Genomic DNA, 19723 nt, shown 5'->3' on the forward strand with positions numbered 1-19723 from the left:
TTGTAATCTTATCATTTCAACCAAAGGAAGAAACAAACGAAACAAATCACTGATAATATGAGTTCTACTATTTTCTAAGTGATAGAATAAATGTTTAGTTTAAACTTTTCAGACACCTTCTTTATTTATGCAAATATAACCAAGTACTAATACGTATTAGTACTTGGTTAGTTTATCACTTTATTATAATTTATTAGTTAACTGTTTCTGCTTGCGCTACTGTAAAACCAAACTTATCTGCAATTTGTTTTGCTAAAGTTTCTAAATTATTCTTAGAATAATCAACATCCCAAAAACCGTTTTTACCTCCTACTAAAGTTTTTAAAATAGTATCTATTTCATTTTTAGATAAATACGGATTATTCGTTCCTGATTTATTTGTATATCTTAAACATTTTATAAAACCATATCCTTCAGATAATGCGTGGAAAGTTTTTCCTGCTCCATTAGCTAAACTTTTCTTTCCTTCCATTAAATAATATACCGCACGTACAGCCGCTACCTTTGCTAATTTTTCTTTAATTATAGCAATCTGAGCATCACGAGTAACATAATCATTATTTACAATGGCTGCTCTACCTAGTCTAAACGCTAAATTAATATCTGCTTTTAGAGTATTAAAATCTTTATCTGCATTTACTTGATCAATATAGCTATCCCAAAATTTAGCATTTTTACCTTCTGCATCACGACCAGCTCCATAAACATAGCCATAAGCTTCATCCCAAGCATGCTCCATCTCTGTGTAATTTACACCTGCTTTTAATTTTTTATTTGTATTATCTTCTCTATTTGTACCTGCATCTAGTTTTTTTGTACTTAAATAATTATTGCAAATCTGGTCTATAAAACAAGCTCCCATTAATCCTTTTAAAACTACTTGAATAGGTTCTAAACCATTAGCTGAATAATATCTTTTTTCAAAAATACCTGCAACTCCTTCAGTAGCAGCACCTGTACCAGCACTTCCTACTGCTCTCAATTGATTTTCAAAAAATGTTCTTTCTTCTCCCTGCTCTACACTATTAGATGAAAAATAATCTAATGATGCAGCCGTTTTATCTTTTAATTGCTTAGTAACTGATGTATTTAACTCTCCGCTTGTAAATGGAGAATTTGTATTAGTATACATATCTAACAACTTAGCCTCGTTAACAGCAAGACCACCAGCTCCTTGAGTTTTAACATAATCTGCTATTTCTTGAAGCATTAAAATTCTAGATTTTTGACCGCTGAAATCAACTGTTGTAACACCATTACGATTAAAAGTATAGGTAGTAGGTGTAATATAAGACTTGTCAACCTGTATTACCTGTTCATCTTTAGAACATGAAGCTAAAACTAAAGAAAATAAAGGTAAAGAGGCTAGTAAAATTTTATTAAAGTTCATTATTTAAATATTTTATTTAGATCATTTAAAAATAAGTTGATACAAATATAAAGACTCATTCTAAATAAAAAAAATTATTTAGATTATTTTTAAATACTCTTTTATTAATGATAATGATTAAAAATCTTCAATGCCTCATTATAAGCACTTTCAAAACTCATAGCACTTAAATTATGATTTACTTTTTTAGATGTAAAATAAGATAGCATTTTTTCTGTAGGCATATTTCCTGTTAGTTTATCTGTAGCCATAGGACAGCCTCCATGTCCTTTTATAGCACCGTCAAAACGTTTGCAACCTGCTTTGTAAGCACTATCTATTTTTTCAAACCATTTATCGGGGGTGGTATGTAAATGAGCTCCAAATTCAACATTTGGATATTTAGGGATCAGATTTGAAAATAAATATTCAATAACATCAGGTGTAGAAGAACCTATCGTATCTGATAGAGATAAAATTTTAATTCCCATAGAAGCTAATTTTTCAGTCCATTCTCCTACTATTTCTATATTCCAAGGATCACCATAAGGATTTCCAAACCCCATTGATATATAAGTAACTAGTTCTTTATTAGACTGTTCTGCAATATTCATTATTTCTTGCAATGTTACTAACGCCTCTGCTATAGTCTTATGAGTATTACGCATTTGAAAATTTTCTGAAATAGAAAAAGGGAATCCTAAATAGTTTATTTCCTTATATTGTGCTGCATTTTTTGCACCTTGTGTATTAGCCACTATAGAAAGTAATTTGCTCTGAGTGTTAGACAAATCCAACCTAGCTAAAACTTCAGCGGTATCTTGCATTTGTGGAATGGCTTTTGCTGAAACGAAACTTCCAAAATCAATCGTATCAAAACCAACACGTAACAATGATTGTATATATTGTACTTTTTTATCTGTTGGTATAAAATCTTTTATGCCTTGCATGGCATCACGGGGGCATTCGATTAACTTAATATTTTCAGCATTCATAAGAATCTTTATCTAAAGTTAGGCTTGTTCTAAAATTTTTTTATTGATAGCTTTAATTAAAGCGGGACCTTCATATATAAAACCTGTATATAATTGTACTAAACTGGCTCCTGCATTTAATTTATCTATAGCGTCTTGTGCTGAATGAATACCTCCTACCCCAATAATAGGAAATGCTTTATTACTGTTTTTTGATAAAAAGCGAATTACTTCTGTGGATCGGTCTTTTAAAGGTTTACCTGAAAGTCCTCCTATTTCATTTTTATTGGGAGATTGTAATCCTTCTCTAGAAATAGTGGTATTTGTAGCTATAACTCCTGCAATCTTTGAATTTTTAACTATATCTATAATATCTAACAACTGTTCATTTGTTAAATCAGGGGCTATTTTTAATAAAATAGGTTTTATTTCTCCTTGCATGGCTTCAACTCCTACATATCTTTTAAAATTAAGCTCTTGAAGTGATCGTAAGAGATTGGTTAAGGGTTCTTTATCTTGTAATTCTCGTAAACCAGGCGTATTAGGAGAACTTACATTAACTACAAAATAATCAACATAATCATATAATGCTTCAAAACATACTTTGTAGTCATCTACTGCGTTTTCATTAGAAGTTGCTTTATTTTTACCTATATTACCTCCTATAAGTACCCCTTTATTTTTTTTTAAACGATGAACGGCATCTTGCACTCCTCCATTATTAAATCCCATACGATTGATAATGGCAGAATCTTCCAACAACCGAAATAAACGTTTTTTTGGATTTCCTTCTTGTGCTTTAGGTGTTAATGTCCCTATTTCGATAAAACCAAAACCAAAGTCAGATAATTCATTAAACAATTTAGCATCTTTATCAAAACCTGCTGCAAGTCCTACTGGATTCTTAAATTTTAATCCAAAAACTTCTCTTTCTAGACGTTTATCTTCTATTTGAAATTTACCTTTAATAAAAAAAGAAACACCTGGCATTTTGTTTAATAAACGAATTGTATTAAAAGTAAGATGGTGTACTTCTTCTGGATCAAATCTAAAAAGTAACGGACGGATAAATTGTTTATACATATTAATTTGTTGTGTTGTTGTGCAAAAATAACAATTCAACAGCAAAATTTAAAATTGCTTTGTATTTTTGCTTGTAATAATTTCTTAAATTTATATGAACATCCGATTAATAGCTATTGGCAAAACAGACAATAAAAATTTACAAACACTCATTGATGATTATATCAAGCGTTTGTCTTTTTATGTGAAATTTGATCTAGAAATTATAATAGATATAAAAAATGCTAAAAATCTATCGGAGGTACAGCAAAAAGAAAAAGAAGGTGAATTAATTTTAGCCAAGCTTAACCCCACGGATCATTTAGTTCTTTTAGATGAAAATGGCAAATCATTTTCAAGTATAGGTTTTTCAGAAGAACTTCAAAAAAAAATGAATTCTGGAATTAAAACCTTGGTTTTTGTAATTGGTGGGCCTTATGGTTTTAGTGATTCTGTATATAAAAAAGCAAATGGAAAAATTTCTCTTTCCGCTATGACATTTTCACATCAGATGGTACGTTTATTTTTTATAGAACAAATTTACAGAGGATTTACTATTTTACGAAATGAACCTTATCATCATCAATAATGCTTTCTATACTAATTCCTACTTACAATTATAACATTTATCCTTTAACACTAGAAATTCATAAACAATGTGTTAAAGAAAATATTGTATTTGAAATACTCTGTCAAGACGATTTTTCTAATTCAGAATTAAATTTAGAAAATCAAAGAATAAATCAACTTCCAAATGCTTATTTTTATATTTCAAAAGAAAAATTAGGCAGAGGAAAAAACTTAAACGTTCTTGCTTCTTTGGCGCAATACAAATATTTTTTAATTCTTGAAGCTGATTCCTTTCCAGACTCTAATTTATATATTAGGACAATTTTAAAAAATCTAAACGATACTGTTTCTGTACTTTTTGGAGGTGTTAAATATCCTTTAACTCCATCGGGAAATGATAAAATTTTACGATGGAAATATGGCAATAAAAGAGAAATTAAAAACATATCACATAGAATAAAAAATCCTTATGATTTTACTTTTAGTTGGAATTTAGTTATAAAAAAAGAGATTTTTAACACCATTTATTTTCATAATCAAATAACAGAATATGGCTATGAAGATTTGATTTTTATAAATATGTTAAAAAAAAAGCAAGTTTTTATTCATCACATAAACAATCCTTTAATTCATCTAAACGAAGAAAGTTCTTTAGTTTTTTTAGCAAAATGTAAAAAAGCAAGTATCAACGCGTATTACCTTACTCAAAATTTGTTTATTGACAAAAAAGATATTCGCTTAACAAAAATATTTTATATTGTAAAGAAATTTAAACTAGAATATCTTTTTGCCTTCTTTTTTGATTTTACAGAATCTATGATAAAACAAAATTTAGTATCAAAAAGACCTTCTTTATTTTTATTAGATCTCTATAAATTAGGCTATTTATGCAAAAAAATACGTTTCTGTTTTCTGTAATTATACCACTTTATAATAAAGAAAATTATATATATAATACATTAATTAGTGTAATTAATCAAACCTATACTTATTTTGAAATAATTATTGTCAATGACGGAAGCACAGATAAGAGTTTAGAAATTGTAAAAAACATTAACGATTCTAGAATAAAAATTTTTGAACAAAACAATAAGGGGGTTTCTAGTGCAAGAAATTTAGGTATAAAAAATGCTACAGGCTCTTTAATAGCTTTTTTAGATGCTGATGACCTCTGGAAAAAAAATCATTTGGAAGAAATACAACAACTTTACTCATTATATCCTAAATGTGGTATGTATTGTAGTAGATATTTTATGAAAATTTCAAAAAAAAAGAGTATTCCAATTTCTTATTCTTATGAAATTCCAAATGATTACAAAGGTATTTTAGTTGACTATTTTAAAACGAGCCTCGTATATAGAGTTGGGCTACCTTCTGCAGTAGTAATACCTAAAACCTTATTTAAGTCAGGTTTTTCTTTTAATAATAACGTAAGCAGTGGTCAAGATCTTGAACTTTTTACACAAATAGCTATTTCTTACCCTGTAGCCATTACCAATTGTTATACAATAGAATACAATTTTGTTGTTGATAATCAATTATCAAAAACACCTATAACTCAAAAAAAACTATGCAATTTAAACCAATTTAATAAAGCTGAAGAAAACGATAGTTCTTTAAAACAATTTTTAGATGTTTATAGAAAGGAATATTCTTTGCATTTTAAAATGGCAAAGGATTTTAAACAAGCTAAGGATTATTACAATAAAATTTCTTCCAATAACATTAGTTGGAAATTCAGAATATTATTTCACTTACCCAGAATTATATTATTAAGTTTATTAATTTCTAAACGTTATCTAAGAAGTAAAGGTTTTGATTTTACTATTTATAATTAGAAATATAATTTACAAAGTCCGTATAATCTCTAATGTAATCATCTTCATCAAATTCATCAGAAGAAATTACTAAACATACTGCTCCTGATGAAAAGTTATCTAATTCTCTCCATATTTTTGTGGGAATAAGTAATCCTTTATCTGGTTTATTTAAAGTTATTCTTTCTTTAGTAATTCCATCGTCAAGTAATACATCAAAACTACCTGAAATAGAAACCAAAAATTCTAATTGTTCCTTATGAGCATGACCTCCTCTTGAAGCACTACTAGGCACATCAAATAAATAGTAAACCCGCTTGATCGGAAAAGGTAAGGTATTTCCTTCAATTATACCAAGATTTCCACGGGTGTCCTCTATCTTGGGGATAGAAATAATTCTAATATTCATTATTTTTTGTTTACAAAACAAAAATACATTTAATTTATAAATATAACTTTAATTCATATTGGATTTAAATAATAATAATTTATAAGTTTGTTTAAAAGTTTCAAATGAAAGTAGAAGAAAAAGATATTGAAATATTAGTTTCCACAATGAATAGAAATTCTTTAAATTTTCTATATCAAATGTTCCCTGATTTTAATAGTTTTTACTTTCGTATCTTAGTCGTAAATCAAACAACTCCAGAAAACATTCTCCATAGTAGTCATAAAAACATACGAGTAATAAATACGTATACCATTGGTTCATCTAGAAGTAGAAATATTGCATTAAAAAATGCTTTCGGAACTATTCTTGTTATATCTGACGACGACGTTATTTTTGAAAAATATTTTTATAAAACTATTCTCAAAAATTATACTGATTTACCCAATACAAATTTAATTTGTTTTCAGGCTAAAAGAGATAAAAATACTTTATTAAAAAAATATCCATCTCAAAAGAAAAAAAATATTAACGCTATGGATATACTAAATGTAGCCAATATAGAAATAACTATCAATCGACAAAATATTAATTTTTCAGATCTAACATATAATTCTTTTTTTGGATTAAATGCTTTATTCGGACTCGGAGAAGAAGCTGCTTTTTTATGGAATTTAAAGAAAAAAGGATATAAAATTGATTTTATTCCTGAAACCATCGTAACTCACCCTAATCTTACAACTACAGATAAAATTAATTTTAACGAAAAATATTTTGCTTATGGAGCTTTATATAGTCAAATGTTTGATAATAAATTTATTTTCTGGCTTTTTTTAAAACTATTTTTTGACTTAAAACACGGTCATCTAAAGTATCCTAATTTAAAAAAGGCTTTTTTAATGGGCTTAAAAGGTAAAACAAAATATTTAGAAGTATCAAAACAAAATTCCCTTTGAATAAATGGAAAACGCCCCTCTTGTTACAGTTATCTGCTTATGTTATAATCATGCTACTTTTGTTACAAAAGCTTTAGATTCTGTCATAAATCAATCCTATAAAAACATTGAGCTCTTGATTGCTGATGATGCTAGTCAAGATGAATCAGTAGCCATAATTAAAAAATGGATAGAAAACTATCCTCATGTCTTTTTTATGGTCAATAAAAACAATTTAGGAAATACAAAAACATTTAACAAACTCCTCAAACAAGCAAAAGGAAAATATATTATTGATTTAGCAGCAGATGATGTTTTAACTTCAGGTTGTATAAAAAAACAAGTCGATACCTTCTTAAATACAACCTATAAAAATTTAGCTTTAGTATATGGAAATTTAGAAATCATTGATGAAAAAGATAATCATTTAGAATATTACTATTCAGTCAGTTCTAATAAAAAAGTAATCAAACTCCCTCCTTCTGGATACATATACATATCACTTTTAGCTGGAAAAGAAAAAATGTGCTCCGTTTCATCCATGATAAAATCAGAAGTACTAAAGTCATTAGGAGGTTATGATGAATTATTAGCCTATGAAGATTTTGATATATGGATAAGAGCTTCTAAAAATTTTGAATTTGAATTCATTGATGAAATTCTAGTTCAAAAAAGAGAATTGAAAAGTTCTATGTATCAATATTTTTTCAAAAAACGGAATCATTTTACAAAACGTTTAAACAACTCTACTTATAAAATCTTAGTTAAAGCTTTTAAACAAAATACTAAAAAAGAAGAGTATTTAGCTATGCTTAAAAGAGTTCATTATGAAATAGTTTTAAATTTTAGAAATGGTCATTATAACCTTTGCATTCTACTAATTTTCTTAAAATTAAAAATTCATTTAAAATCATTTTTCAAAACATCTTCTCTGAAAGAATAAGATAAAATCTTTAAATAGCAATATTTGTAAAAGAATGCAAAACAAAGTAATACTCTTTATTGAAAATAAAAAGAGACTATCCAAAAAGCAATATTTTATCTTTGTTAATTTAAGTGAGAAGAAAAATAACATAATATTGGGTATGTTATTTATAATTCTGTTTAAACCTCTTTTTGAACAGTCTCCCTTTTCAAATTAATTTTTTAACATTGAAAAAATTTCATCTTTCAAGAATAGCAGTTTTGCTTTTAACTCGTGCATGTGTGCATCTGTAGTTACCTCTGCTCCAGAATTATATCTATGAATTTCATGTTCTATTTCATGATATTCATCAAATATTTTTCTGAAATGATTATCTGTTGTTTTTAAATCGTGAATTTTTTCAGTGAATTCAGGGAATTCATTCAGTAGGTTGTGTCTTTCCATTTTTGCTTATATTTAAATTATTATGAAATTCTATTTTTTTATTTTCTATCATTATTTACAATGTGGTGTATTTTGAATAAATAAACTCATAGTACTAGGGGAGAAAAAAGGTATATCTAAACCTAATCCTCTTAGTATAAATAATATTCCTACTCCAACGACTGTTATTGGTATTATTTTTTGAATTTTATTTCGTACGGATACTGTTAACAAATTAGAAGTATAAACTACTATGGTCATCATAGGAATAGTTCCCACTCCATATAAAGCCATATAAACCATACTTAACGGAATTTTTTGCATAGCAATAGCTCCAAAAAGTGCTACATATACTAATCCGCAAGGCAAAAAGCCATTAAGTAACCCTATCATAAAAATAGATTTATTGGTTTTATTTCTAAACTGTTGACCTAATAATGACTTTACTTTACTTAATATTGTGTATATAGGTTTAGAAAAGTTGTATTGGGCGAAGGCTTTTTCTGGAACTAAAACTATTACTATCATTAAAATGCCAATAATAATTGACATTTTTTGCTGAAAACCAGCAAGAAAAAGCCCTCTACCCAACAAACCAAAAAACAATCCTAATAGGATATAGGATATGATTCTTCCTATGTTATAGATGATAATTTGTATTATTTTTTTTGTTTGATTTGTTCTATTAACTGGCAACATCATAGCAATAGGTCCGCACATACCCACACAGTGCAAACTGCTAATTAAACCTAATATGAATGCTGAATATATCATTTTTAAATTTAAAGTAAAGGGATAAAAAACCTTTCTTTACAAATTTACTTTCTCTTTATTCAAATAGTTTATTCCTTTGTATTTCCAGTCAATAGTAATGTCCCAACGACCGCCAATCAGCTTGGTTTTAGGTATGAGCAAATTGGAAGAAGATAACGATATGGGCACATCGAAATCTAATTGCTGATTAGACGGTCTATAAAAGGACACCTTACCTATTATATTTTTATAATCAAATGATTTTGGAAATTTTATTATAAGTCCCTCACTTTTAATTTCTAAAAGGACTTTTTCTTTTAAATTAATTGCATTTTGTTCTTTATTTAATTGATCTTGGTATCCTACTTCTTTTTTATAATAATCCTCTGTAACCATTTCGTGATCATATTCTTTTGTTCCTTGTACTTTAAATACAAAATATAGTATAAATGTGATAAATAACCCAAATGCTATCACAATTCCTGTACCCCAATTTGCTCTCATAATTTTATTATTACATTACATACCTTTTAAATATTATCTTCCATAAGAAATGATTTTATATTTTAAAATCTTCTTATTTTGTTAAAAATTACTTGTTAGTTCCTAATTAAATCTTCTTGGCCCTAAGAAATTACTAGTAGTGGTTTCTATCAAGTTATTATTATTATAAACTTCTATCTTTATTTTTGTTTTATCACCTTCTAAAAATGCTGGATGAATTTCTACGAATAAAGTACCTTGTGCTAAATTATCTTTTTTAACCTGAATGCTTTGTTTGCCTACAATTTCTATTTTACCTTTTGGACTAACTAGTTTAAAAGTTACATTTTTAAAATCATCCATGGTTTTATTAACTATTTTATAAGTAAAAACGTTTGTAATATTTTCTCCTTTATGTTGAAATAACTGTCCTGGTAAACGTAATACTGTAGCTTCTATATCATTTCTTAAAAACAACATACCAATAAAAATTCCCACAAGAATACTTAAAACAGCTACATATCCTTTCATTCGAGTTGTAAAAACAAACTTTTCTTTTTTAACAATCTCATTTTCACTTGCATAACGTATTAGATTAACGGGTAGATTTACACTTCTCATAATTGCATTACACTCATCTATACAAGCTGTACAGTTAACACATTCTAACTGAACTCCGTTTCTAATATCAATTCCTGTAGGACAAACATTTACACATTGATGACAATCAATACAGTCTCCCTTGCCTAATAAAGATCTATCTTCTCCTTTTTTGAATTTCGCTCTTCCTTTTTCGCCCTCTCCTCTTACATGATCATAAGCTACATTAATAGTTTTATTATCTAATAATACCCCTTGCATACGACCATAAGGACAGGCTATAATACAAACTTGTTCTCTAAACCAAGCAAATACAAAATAAAAAACTGCTGTAAAAATTAAAAGAGCAATTAAAGTACCTGTATTGTGTAGTGGTCCTTGACGTACCATATCTAACACATGATCTCCTCCTATTAGATAAGCTAAAAAAACATTAGCTATAAAGAAAGAAACAACAAAAAAGAGAATCCATTTTGTTACTCTTTTTTTAATTTTTTCGGTATTCCATTCTTGCTTAGTTAACTTTATTTGAGCTCCTCTATCGCCTTCTATCCAATATTCTATTCGTCTAAAAACCATTTCCATAAAAATAGTTTGTGGACAAATCCAACCGCAAAAAATACGTCCAAAAGCAACTGTAAATAATGCTAACCCAACGACGCCAATGATCATAGAAATTACAACTAAATGAAAATCTTGAGGCCAAAACGGAAATCCAAAAATGGAAAATTTTCTTTCTATTACATTAAACAATAAGAATTGACTTCCATTTACTTTTATAAAAGGCGCTGAAAAAAGAAAAATCAATAATAAATAACTGACTACTTTTCTTTTATTATAAAATTTACCACTAGGTTTTTTAGGAAAAATCCAAGCGCGCTTTCCTTCTTTATCAATAGTTGCAATAGTATCTCTAAAACTATCAGATGGTGAATGGCCTGCCATAATTTCTTTTTTTATATCTTTTTAATAAATTAAAGTGAAATGAGAAATCTCAAAACAACACCTCATCATGAGATTTCTCATATCTAACACTTTAATCATTTAGCTTTGGTTGAGTCAACGTTTACTGAGGTTGTTTCAGCAGCTTTTGTTACTCCTCCTTCTTCCCATAGATCACCTTCAGGAGCTTTGGCTCCAGCAGGGTTAGTACCTTGTAAACTCAATACATAGCTAGCAATTTTTTGAATTTCAGAAGGTTTTATTTGATCTTTCCAAGCAATCATCCCTTTTCCTGCGCGTCCACCTTCCATAATGGTATTGAATACGTTTTTGATTCCTCCTCCTAAAACCCAATATTGGTCTGTCAAGTTTGGCCCAATTGCTCCTCCAGCATCTGCTTTATGGCAAGCAATACAGTTCGTTTGAAAGATTGCTTTACCTGCATTGATACTTTCTGAATCTGTCAATAAAGTAACTGTTTCTTTATCCATTAAATCTGGTGCTGTTTTTTTGTATTCTTCTACTTGAACTTTTGCTATAGCCATTTCTTTTTCAAATTCAGCAGTTTGATCATCATGCCCTAACATGTGGAAACGCACTAAATAAATGAACGCAAATGCTATGGTTCCGTAGAACAGGTATACCCACCAAGGAGGTAAAACATTATCTAATTCTTGAATTCCATCATAATTATGATTCATAATTAACTCATTTTCTTCTTCAACTTTACGAGAACGAGTTAATTTTTGTAAAATTCCTTTAAAGAACTGAGTTTCAGTAAAAGGTAAACTTTCTTCTAATTCTTTTGCTTTACGTTGTTCATCTGTCAGTAAAGTATCTAAAACCTTATCGGTTGCATTAAGAACTAATTCTACTGCTATTAATATTAACAAAAATATTAGCAGAATAACGTTTAATATAGGATACTTAATAAAAGCTGGGCGGTCACCCGAGTCTATAAAGAACTCCATGGTAATAAAAAAGATTCCAAAAAAAACTGGAATTCTTACATATATGGGAAATATTTTTTTCATGTGTTTAAAATTTATTTTTCAGCGCAAAATATGATACCATTCGTTAAGTCACACAATTATTTATACAAGCTTATTATTAATAGTGATCTCATAATGCCTAAATTTTATTTTTTAGTACATATACATTATCTTTTAATGAAAAGACAATTTCTTATGTTTTATAAGTTTAAAAATTCATCTGTAGTACCTTCTGCAAAAGGCAGATTACTTAACTGATTAATCTTATCTTTTTTATAGGTAAAAACCCAAAAATACAATCCTATAAAAAAGAAGAAAAAGATCAACAATGAAATGATAGGATATATCTCAATACCAACGATATTTTCCATAGTGTGTTTGACAAACTTTAACATAGTTTCTTAGTTTTGAGTATTTTTAACCTTAATATCCGTTCCTAAGCGCTGTAAATAAGCTATTAAAGCTACAATTTCACGATTTTTCATAGGAATAAATTCCTCTCTACGCATCTTCGCGTTTTTCTCACTTTCTGTATAACTTTTTACAAAATCAGGATCATTTTTTAGATTGGATTCTATTTTAGAAGATTGTTCTTCAATAGATAGTCTAGCATTCTTAATATCTTCTTCAGTATAAGGAACACCTAACGTTTTCATTACCTCCATTTTTTTCTCTATTTGAGAATAATCAGCTGGTTTATTATCAAACAACCATTTATAGGCTGGCATTATGGAACCAGCTGATGTACTTTGAGGATCCCACATGTGATTAAAGTGCCAGTTGTCATTATATTTTCCTCCTACTCTAAATAAATCGGGACCTGTACGTTTAGATCCCCATAAGAATGGATGATCATATACATATTCACCTGATTTAGAATATTCTCCATAACGTGCAACTTCTGATCGGAAAGGACGAATCATCTGAGAGTGACATCCCACACAACCTTCACGGATATACAAGTCACGTCCTTCTAACTCTAATGGTGTATAAGGTTTTACACTTGAAATAGTTGGAATATTGGATTTTACAACAATAGTTGGAATAATTTGTATAATACCTCCTATTAGAATTGCAATTGTAGCTAGAACAGTTAATTGAACGGGTTTTCTTTCTAACCAAGCATGAAATTTTTCATTTTTTAAACGGTATGGTGCAATAGTGGCTAATGCTGGAGCTTCTGCTAATTCATCTTCAACTGATTGTCCGTTAGCAACTGTTTTATACGCATTATAAACCATCACAAACATCCCTATTAAGTACATACTTCCTCCTATAGCACGAATAGCATACATAGGCATAATTTGAGTAACTGTTTCTAAGAAATTACCATACACTAACGATCCATCAGGGTTAAATTGTTTCCACATAGAGGCTTGTGTAAAACCAGCCACATACATTGGCAAAGTATACATAATGATTCCTAAGGTTCCTATCCAAAAATGAAAATTAGCTAATTTTTGAGAATATAATTGCGTTTTAGTTAATCTAGGTAATAACCAATAAATAATACCAAACGTCATGAAACCATTCCAAGCTAAAGCGCCAACGTGTACGTGCGCTACAATCCAATCTGTAAAATGCGCGATAGCATTTACATTTTTTAGCGATAACATAGGTCCTTCAAAAGTTGCCATACCATAACCTGTAAGTGCCACTACAAAGAATTTTAACACTACATCAGTACGTACTTTATCCCAAACTCCTCTTAAGGTTAAAAGACCATTAATCATACCTCCCCAAGAGGGCGCAATTAGCATTACAGAAAACACTACCCCTAAGTTTTGCGCCCAATCAGGCAAAGCTGTATATAATAAATGATGAGGTCCAGCCCAAATATATAAGAAAATTAAAGACCAAAAGTGAATAATTGATAATCTATAAGAATACACAGGTCTGTTAGCCGCTTTGGGCATAAAATAATACATAAGTCCTAAAAATGGTGTAGTCAAGAAAAATGCCACTGCATTGTGTCCATACCACCATTGTACTAAAGCATCTTGAACCCCTGCGTAAACAGAATATGATTTTAGACCATTAACAGGCAATTCTAAACTATTAAAAATATGCAACACTGCTACTGTTACGAAAGTAGCTATATAAAACCAAATGGCAACATAAAGATGTCTTTCTCTACGGCGCAAAATAGTCATGATCATATTTACACCAAATACCACCCAAATTAGAGCTATAGCAATGTCTATTGGCCATTCTAATTCTGCGTATTCTTTAGAGGTTGTATAGCCTAAAGGTAAAGAAATGGCTGCAGCAACAATAATTAACTGCCATCCCCAGAAGTTTAAGTTCGTTAAAAAATCACTATACATTCTGGTTTTTAATAATCGCTGAATAGAATAGTAATAACCTGCAAACATTGCATTACCTACAAAAGCAAAAATTATTGCATTTGTATGTAAAGGGCGTAAACGTCCGTAGCTCAACCACGAGATACCATCTGTAATATTAGGGAATAAATACATTGTTGCTAACAATAGCCCTACTAACATACCTACTACCCCAAAAACTATGGTTGCGTATATGAACTTGTTTACAATTTTGTTGTCATAATAAAATTGTTGCATTTCCATAATTAAATTTGTTTTTCTGAATTTATATTTGTTTTGGGTTTACTTTTTTTGAGCTCATCTTCGAATAACATACGAACCGAAGGAGTATAATCATCATCAAACTGACCACTTTTCACCGCTCTAATGAATATATAGAGAAAAGTAACAGCTAATACGATACTGATACAGATTAGTAAATAAATAATACTCATACCTTTATTTTTATACCTCAAAGTTACCTTGACTATATGGGATAAAATATGATTTTTATCATACTCTTTATTTTGTTTAAAATTTACACTCTATCTTATCATAAAACCCTTAAAATCTGAATTTTACAATCCTTTTTTAGACGCATAAAAATTACTCATTAATGTTACAAAACTTACAATAGTAATAGTACTCAACGGCATTATGATAGCTGCTACGATAGGTAACAAATTACCTGTTACAGCATAACTTAACCCCACAACATTATATAGGAGTGATAATACAAAACTCATATAAATAGTTTTCATCGCATTTTTCGAATATTTCATAAAAAAATCAATCTTTGAAAATTGAGTAGCATCTAAAATCCCATCACAAGCAGGAGAAAACACATTTACATTTTCTGAAATAGCAATTCCTATATTACTTTGAGCCAATGCTCCAGCATCGTTTAATCCATCCCCTACCATCATCACATTATCCCCTCTTTTTTGAAGTTTTTCTATATATTGCAATTTTTCTTCTGGTTTTTGATTGAATACTAAACATGTAGAAGAAGGTAGCATTTTTTCTAAAATTTTCCTTTCGCCATCATTATCACCTGATAAAACGACTAATTTGTATCTCTTTGATAAATTTTCAAATAATTGTTCTAATCCTTCCCTATACTGATTGTTAAACACATAATTTCCTTTATATACTCCGTCAATTGCAACGTGGACTTTGGTTTTCTTATGAGTATTTTCACTCATGTGTTCTAAAAATTGTGAAGAGCCTAACTTAACCGAGCGTCCATTCAACTCAGCAAAAATTCCTTTACCTATTATTTCTTCAAAATAAGTAATTTCTATTTTTTCTTGAGTTGGAATAAAATCATATAACCTTCTGCTTAGAGGATGATTAGAAGTACGGAGTACGTTTTTTAAAAGTTTTAATTCATCATCATTAAATTCACTACCTTCATAAGTTATAGATGTCTTTTTATTCGTTGTAATGGTTCCTGTTTTATCAAAAACAATTGTATCTACTTTTGCTAATTGTTCTATAACCGTAGCATTTTTCAAATAAAATTTTCTGTATCCCATTATACGAAGGACATTTCCTAATGTAAAAGGAGCGGTTAATGCTAATGCACAAGGACAAGCCACTATTAAAATTGCCGTAAAAACATTAAATGCTGTAGAAAGTTCTTGGAATATCCAAAAGGCAAAAGACACAAAGGCCAACAATAATAAAGCAGGTGTAAAATACTTACTAATAGTATCTGTAATTGTTTTGTATTTTTGTTCTACTCGTTTTTGAAAAACATCATTACTCCACAATTGTGTTAAATAACTTTGTGAAACTGAATGCAAAACTTCTATTTCTATAATTTTTCCTATTTGTTTTCCTCCTGCATATACCTTATCTCCTGATTTTTTCTTCATTGGTATTGCTTCTCCCGTAACAAAACTATAATCAATAGAAGCTTCTGACGAAATCAGAATACCATCCACAGGTATTAATTCTTGATTACGAATCAGTAATCGGTCTCCTTTAGTTATATCGTATACTTGAATAGGTTCTTCATTTCCATTCGTATTAATTTTAGTAATTGCAATTGGAAAATACGATTTGTAATCGCGCTCGAAAGACAAAAAGTTATATGTTTTTTGTTGAAATAACCTTCCTAATAACATAAAGAAAATCAACCCACACATACTATCAAAAAAACCTTGCCCATAATCAAAAACTATGTCAATTGTACTCCGTACAAACATTACTATAATTCCTAAAGCAATAGGAATATCTATATTTAACATTTTTGATCGAATGCTTTTCCAAGCAGACATATAATAACTCGAAGCTGAATAAAAAAAAGGAGGTAATGATAAAGCAAAAATCAACCATCTAAAAAATCCTTTATATTGCTCAATCCAAAACTCTCCTACCTCAAAATATTCTGGAAAAGAGAGTAACATGATATTGCCAAAGGAAAAAAAGGCAATACCAATTTTATAAATTAAAGTCCTATCTACTTCTTGTTTTTTATTTTCGTAATTTTCTAAACTAATATAAGGTTCGTAACCAATCTTACTGAGTATTTCAACAATTTCTTTTAAATTAATGATTTCTGGACTATAAGTAATTCTAACTTTCTTTTGATGAAAATTAACTTGCGAACTAACAATCCCTCTCATTAATTTTTGAAGATTTTCTAAAATCCAAATACAAGAACTACAATGTATATGAGGTATATACAAAGAAATAATATGAGTCCTTTCTTCTTCAAAATCTAATAATTTGGAAACTATTTTATCATCATTCAAAAAATTGTATTTCCCTTTTACATCTTGTGGGGTAGCTCCAGGAGATTTTTCGAAATCATAATAACAAATCAAATCATTTTGACTAAAAATCTCATATACTGTTTTACAGCCCACACAGCAAAAAGATCTATCTTCAAAATCAATTTTTTCTCTTTCTACAATATCATTTCCGCAATGGAAACAACTCATTTTATCCATAAATTTATTTGCTCTTTAAAACCTTTAACAAAATTCTTTCCTTATTCATAATTTTACTATGATATTTATCATACTTTAAATATCTTTGAACGCTGAATTTTGTGATATGAGCAAATGTGAACAATGTATCGTTAGACAATTCAGTTCTTTGAAGGCTCTAACAAAGGACGAATTATTACGAATGGCCGAATGTAAAACTTCGTATACCATTAAAAAAGGCGAACCTATATTTGAAGAAGGCGAGATGACTAATGGAATCTTTTGTATAAAAGATGGAGTTTGTAAAATGACCAAACTAAGTACAAATGGCAAAGACCAAATTGTAAAACTAGTAAAAGCTGGTGAACTTTTAGGACAGCGATCTATGATTAGTGAAGAACCGGCTAATTTAAGTGCTGTTGCCTTAGAAGATATGGAAGTTTGTTTTGTTCCCAAAAGTGAAATATTAAAATTTTTTAATCAAAACAATCAGTTTTCTATGAATGTCATGAAAACAATATGTAGCGATTTAAAAGAGGCTGATGATCACATGGTCTCAATGGCTCAAAAAAGCGTAAAAGAACGTTTAGCCGAAACACTCCTCTATTTAGAAGAAACCTTTGGTAGCAATGAAGATGGTTCACTTCGTATCCAGCTCTCTCGCGAAGAATTAGCTGGTATGATAGGTACTGCCACCGAAAGCTGTATCAGATTACTTTCCGAATTAAACAAACAAGAATTAATCAGTATATCAGGAAAAAAAATAGCCATTAAAAATAAAAATCAATTACGAAAAATGGCAGAGTAAACTTTAAAATTATTATTTATTTTACTTTTTTTATCTAAAATATAAGAACTATCCTTATATAGAATAAAATAAAATTCTTATACCATTTAAACTTCCTCATAATATTTTTTTTAACCTTGAGAGTGTCCAAAAAGTTCGCAATCTTGTTAATTTCGACCAAAGGGAGAAATCACATAGTTCTGATTATAAGACTATTCCTTACATAGAAGAGACAAACTGCATGTTGATTTAGGCACTATCCTACAAAAGCAATAAAAATGAATGTTGGTTCTCGATGCGCTTCACACTCGAACTAATGATGATTTCAATTATATAATTCAAATTGCTAGTTGATATTTATAAAAAACAAAGCAAAGGTTAAGTAATTTTGTTTTGTGAACCAAAAAAACAACACCAATGCTTTGCAAAGACAAAATTATATCAATTTTTTGTTTAATTGATGATATTTTAAAAGGAATTGAACATCCAGAAGATATAAGAAGACAGGTTAGCGATAGTGAAATTATTTTAACTGCGATTGTGTCATCGACAAGCTTTTATGGAAATCATAGTTCAGCTATAAAGTTTATGAAACAATATGGATTTATACCAAAGATGCTTGACAAGAGTAGATTTAATAGAAGATTACATAAAATTGGAAGTTTGCTTTATGAGTTATTTGAAATAATAAGTTCATATTTTAAAGATTTATGCTGTGAGATACAGTATATCATAGATTCATTTCCAGTTGCTGTTTGCAATAATATGAGGATTTCGAACTGCAAAATCCTCAAAGAAGAAAAATGGCGAGGTTACACAGCAAGTATGCGAAATTATTTTTATGGACTTAAAGTACAATTACTTACCACAAAAAATGGAATCCCAATAGCTTTTCATTTTACACCAGGAAAAACAGCAGATGCAAAAGCACTAGGAAAAATGATTGACAAATTACCAGTAGAGGCTTCAATATATGGAGATAGTGCTTATACTGATTATAGTTTAGAGGATGCTGTATATGAGAGAAGATGTATTTCATTAAAAATTCAGCGTAAATCAAATGCTAAAAGAATGGATACTTTAGAACAAAAAAATGAAAAACTAAAAATGAGAAAAAGGGTAGAAACAACAATAAGCGATATTAAAAAAATGTTTCCAAGAACTATACATGCAATAACTTTAGAAGGTTTTCTAATAAAACTTACATTATTTGTCTTTGGCTTGCAATTAAATAAATCAATTAACTAGCAACTTGAATTATATACTCAACCCTTTGTTCGAGTTGTTTTAAAATAAAAAAAACAGATCGAGAATTTTACCTTTTAATCCAGTATATTTTAAGTTTTAATGGTATTATTTAGATTCAAAATCATTTTTACATTCAATAAACTTATAACATCTTTAATCTTACAATAAAAAACAAACCCCGTTTTGGGCTAT

20 protein-coding genes are annotated in these 19723 nt (G+C 29.0%); 7 read left to right on the forward strand and 13 right to left on the reverse strand.

The features are described 5' to 3' along the window. Positions 1-193: 193 nt before the first annotated feature. From ACUXZJ_RS13280 to ACUXZJ_RS13290, 3 genes are all read right to left on the reverse strand, one after another. Positions 194-1390, reverse strand: a complete 1197-nt coding sequence (locus ACUXZJ_RS13280; RefSeq protein ID WP_060382467.1) for a DUF4856 domain-containing protein — start codon at positions 1388-1390, stop codon at positions 194-196. A gap of 104 nt (positions 1391-1494) precedes the next feature. Continuing rightward, the gene (locus ACUXZJ_RS13285) at positions 1495-2364 is read right to left on the reverse strand and encodes a hydroxymethylglutaryl-CoA lyase (RefSeq protein WP_060382468.1); all 870 of its coding nucleotides are present in this window, start codon (positions 2362-2364) and stop codon (positions 1495-1497) included. An 18-nt stretch (positions 2365-2382) separates the two neighbouring features. Then, a complete protein-coding gene (locus ACUXZJ_RS13290) occupies positions 2383-3426 on the reverse strand; it encodes a quinone-dependent dihydroorotate dehydrogenase (protein WP_060382469.1) in 1044 nt (347 codons plus the stop codon). Between the two features lie 94 nt (positions 3427-3520). Between ACUXZJ_RS13290 and rlmH the strand changes: the two genes are divergently transcribed. Genes rlmH through ACUXZJ_RS13305 form a run of 3 tightly spaced genes read left to right on the forward strand, consistent with a single transcriptional unit; the run spans position 3521 to position 5813 of the window. Continuing rightward, positions 3521-3994 carry a 23S rRNA (pseudouridine(1915)-N(3))-methyltransferase RlmH gene (gene rlmH, locus ACUXZJ_RS13295; protein ID WP_060382470.1) on the forward strand — a complete coding sequence of 158 codons (474 nt, stop codon included), beginning with the start codon at positions 3521-3523 and terminating at the stop codon, positions 3992-3994. Then, on the forward strand, positions 3994-4893 hold the full coding sequence (locus tag ACUXZJ_RS13300; protein ID WP_060382471.1) for a glycosyltransferase family 2 protein: 900 nt from the start codon (positions 3994-3996) through the stop codon (positions 4891-4893). Before rlmH ends, ACUXZJ_RS13300 begins: the two co-directional genes overlap by 1 nt. Continuing rightward, on the forward strand, positions 4863-5813 hold the full coding sequence (locus ACUXZJ_RS13305) for a glycosyltransferase family 2 protein (RefSeq protein WP_060382472.1): 951 nt from the start codon (positions 4863-4865) through the stop codon (positions 5811-5813). Before ACUXZJ_RS13300 ends, ACUXZJ_RS13305 begins: the two co-directional genes overlap by 31 nt. Here ACUXZJ_RS13305 and ACUXZJ_RS13310 read toward each other — a convergent pair. Further along, entirely contained in the window at positions 5800-6201 is a 402-nt protein-coding gene (locus ACUXZJ_RS13310; protein ID WP_060382473.1) for a sugar 3,4-ketoisomerase, read from the reverse strand. The two genes, ACUXZJ_RS13305 and ACUXZJ_RS13310, sit on opposite strands and share 14 nt — an antisense overlap. Before the next feature lie 104 nt (positions 6202-6305). Between ACUXZJ_RS13310 and ACUXZJ_RS13315 the strand changes: the two genes are divergently transcribed. Further along, a complete protein-coding gene (locus tag ACUXZJ_RS13315) occupies positions 6306-7136 on the forward strand; it encodes a glycosyltransferase family 2 protein (RefSeq protein WP_060382474.1) in 831 nt (276 codons plus the stop codon). A gap of 4 nt (positions 7137-7140) precedes the next feature. Beyond that, a complete protein-coding gene (locus ACUXZJ_RS13320) occupies positions 7141-8058 on the forward strand; it encodes a glycosyltransferase family 2 protein (RefSeq protein ID WP_060382475.1) in 918 nt (305 codons plus the stop codon). Positions 8059-8253: 195 nt separating this feature from the next. Here ACUXZJ_RS13320 and ACUXZJ_RS13325 read toward each other — a convergent pair whose 3' ends face one another. The 9 genes from ACUXZJ_RS13325 to ACUXZJ_RS13365 all read right to left on the reverse strand — a co-directional run bounded on the left by ACUXZJ_RS13325 (position 8254) and on the right by ACUXZJ_RS13365 (position 17517). Continuing rightward, a complete protein-coding gene (locus ACUXZJ_RS13325) occupies positions 8254-8484 on the reverse strand; it encodes a YdcH family protein (RefSeq protein ID WP_060382476.1) in 231 nt (76 codons plus the stop codon). A gap of 51 nt (positions 8485-8535) precedes the next feature. Then, positions 8536-9237 (reverse strand): sulfite exporter TauE/SafE family protein, encoded by a 702-nt coding sequence (locus ACUXZJ_RS13330; protein ID WP_060382477.1) that lies wholly within the window; start codon positions 9235-9237, stop codon positions 8536-8538. Positions 9238-9273: 36 nt separating this feature from the next. Continuing rightward, complete coding sequence (locus ACUXZJ_RS13335) at positions 9274-9720, reverse strand: FixH family protein (protein ID WP_063743817.1); 447 nt, start codon at positions 9718-9720, stop codon at positions 9274-9276. Between the two features lie 102 nt (positions 9721-9822). Further along, positions 9823-11244: a cytochrome c oxidase accessory protein CcoG gene (gene ccoG / locus ACUXZJ_RS13340; protein ID WP_060382479.1), complete on the reverse strand. Its 1422-nt coding sequence runs from the start codon at positions 11242-11244 to the stop codon at positions 9823-9825. A 95-nt stretch (positions 11245-11339) separates the two neighbouring features. Beyond that, the gene (locus tag ACUXZJ_RS13345) at positions 11340-12275 is read right to left on the reverse strand and encodes a cbb3-type cytochrome c oxidase N-terminal domain-containing protein (RefSeq protein ID WP_063743816.1); all 936 of its coding nucleotides are present in this window, start codon (positions 12273-12275) and stop codon (positions 11340-11342) included. Positions 12276-12433: 158 nt separating this feature from the next. Next, on the reverse strand, positions 12434-12628 hold the full coding sequence (locus ACUXZJ_RS13350) for a cytochrome C oxidase subunit IV (protein WP_060382481.1): 195 nt from the start codon (positions 12626-12628) through the stop codon (positions 12434-12436). A gap of 6 nt (positions 12629-12634) precedes the next feature. Beyond that, positions 12635-14821, reverse strand: a complete 2187-nt coding sequence (ccoN, locus tag ACUXZJ_RS13355; protein WP_060382482.1) for a cytochrome-c oxidase, cbb3-type subunit I — start codon at positions 14819-14821, stop codon at positions 12635-12637. Between the two features lie 2 nt (positions 14822-14823). Then, positions 14824-15012, reverse strand: coding sequence for a cbb3-type cytochrome oxidase assembly protein CcoS (gene ccoS / locus ACUXZJ_RS13360; RefSeq protein WP_060382483.1), 189 nt, complete (start codon positions 15010-15012; stop codon positions 14824-14826). A gap of 123 nt (positions 15013-15135) precedes the next feature. After that, on the reverse strand, positions 15136-17517 hold the full coding sequence (locus ACUXZJ_RS13365; protein ID WP_060382484.1) for a heavy metal translocating P-type ATPase: 2382 nt from the start codon (positions 17515-17517) through the stop codon (positions 15136-15138). A 106-nt stretch (positions 17518-17623) separates the two neighbouring features. On the opposite strand from ACUXZJ_RS13365, the gene ACUXZJ_RS13370 reads away from it, so the two are divergent. Together ACUXZJ_RS13370 and ACUXZJ_RS13375 are read left to right on the forward strand one after the other, a co-directional pair. Then, a complete protein-coding gene (locus ACUXZJ_RS13370; protein ID WP_060382485.1) occupies positions 17624-18304 on the forward strand; it encodes a Crp/Fnr family transcriptional regulator in 681 nt (226 codons plus the stop codon). 396 nt (positions 18305-18700) lie between these two features. After that, complete coding sequence (locus ACUXZJ_RS13375) at positions 18701-19531, forward strand: IS982 family transposase (RefSeq protein ID WP_446195228.1); 831 nt, start codon at positions 18701-18703, stop codon at positions 19529-19531. Positions 19532-19723 lie beyond the last annotated feature (192 nt).

It is taken from the genome of Flavobacterium sp. TN-1 (assembly GCF_052828645.1).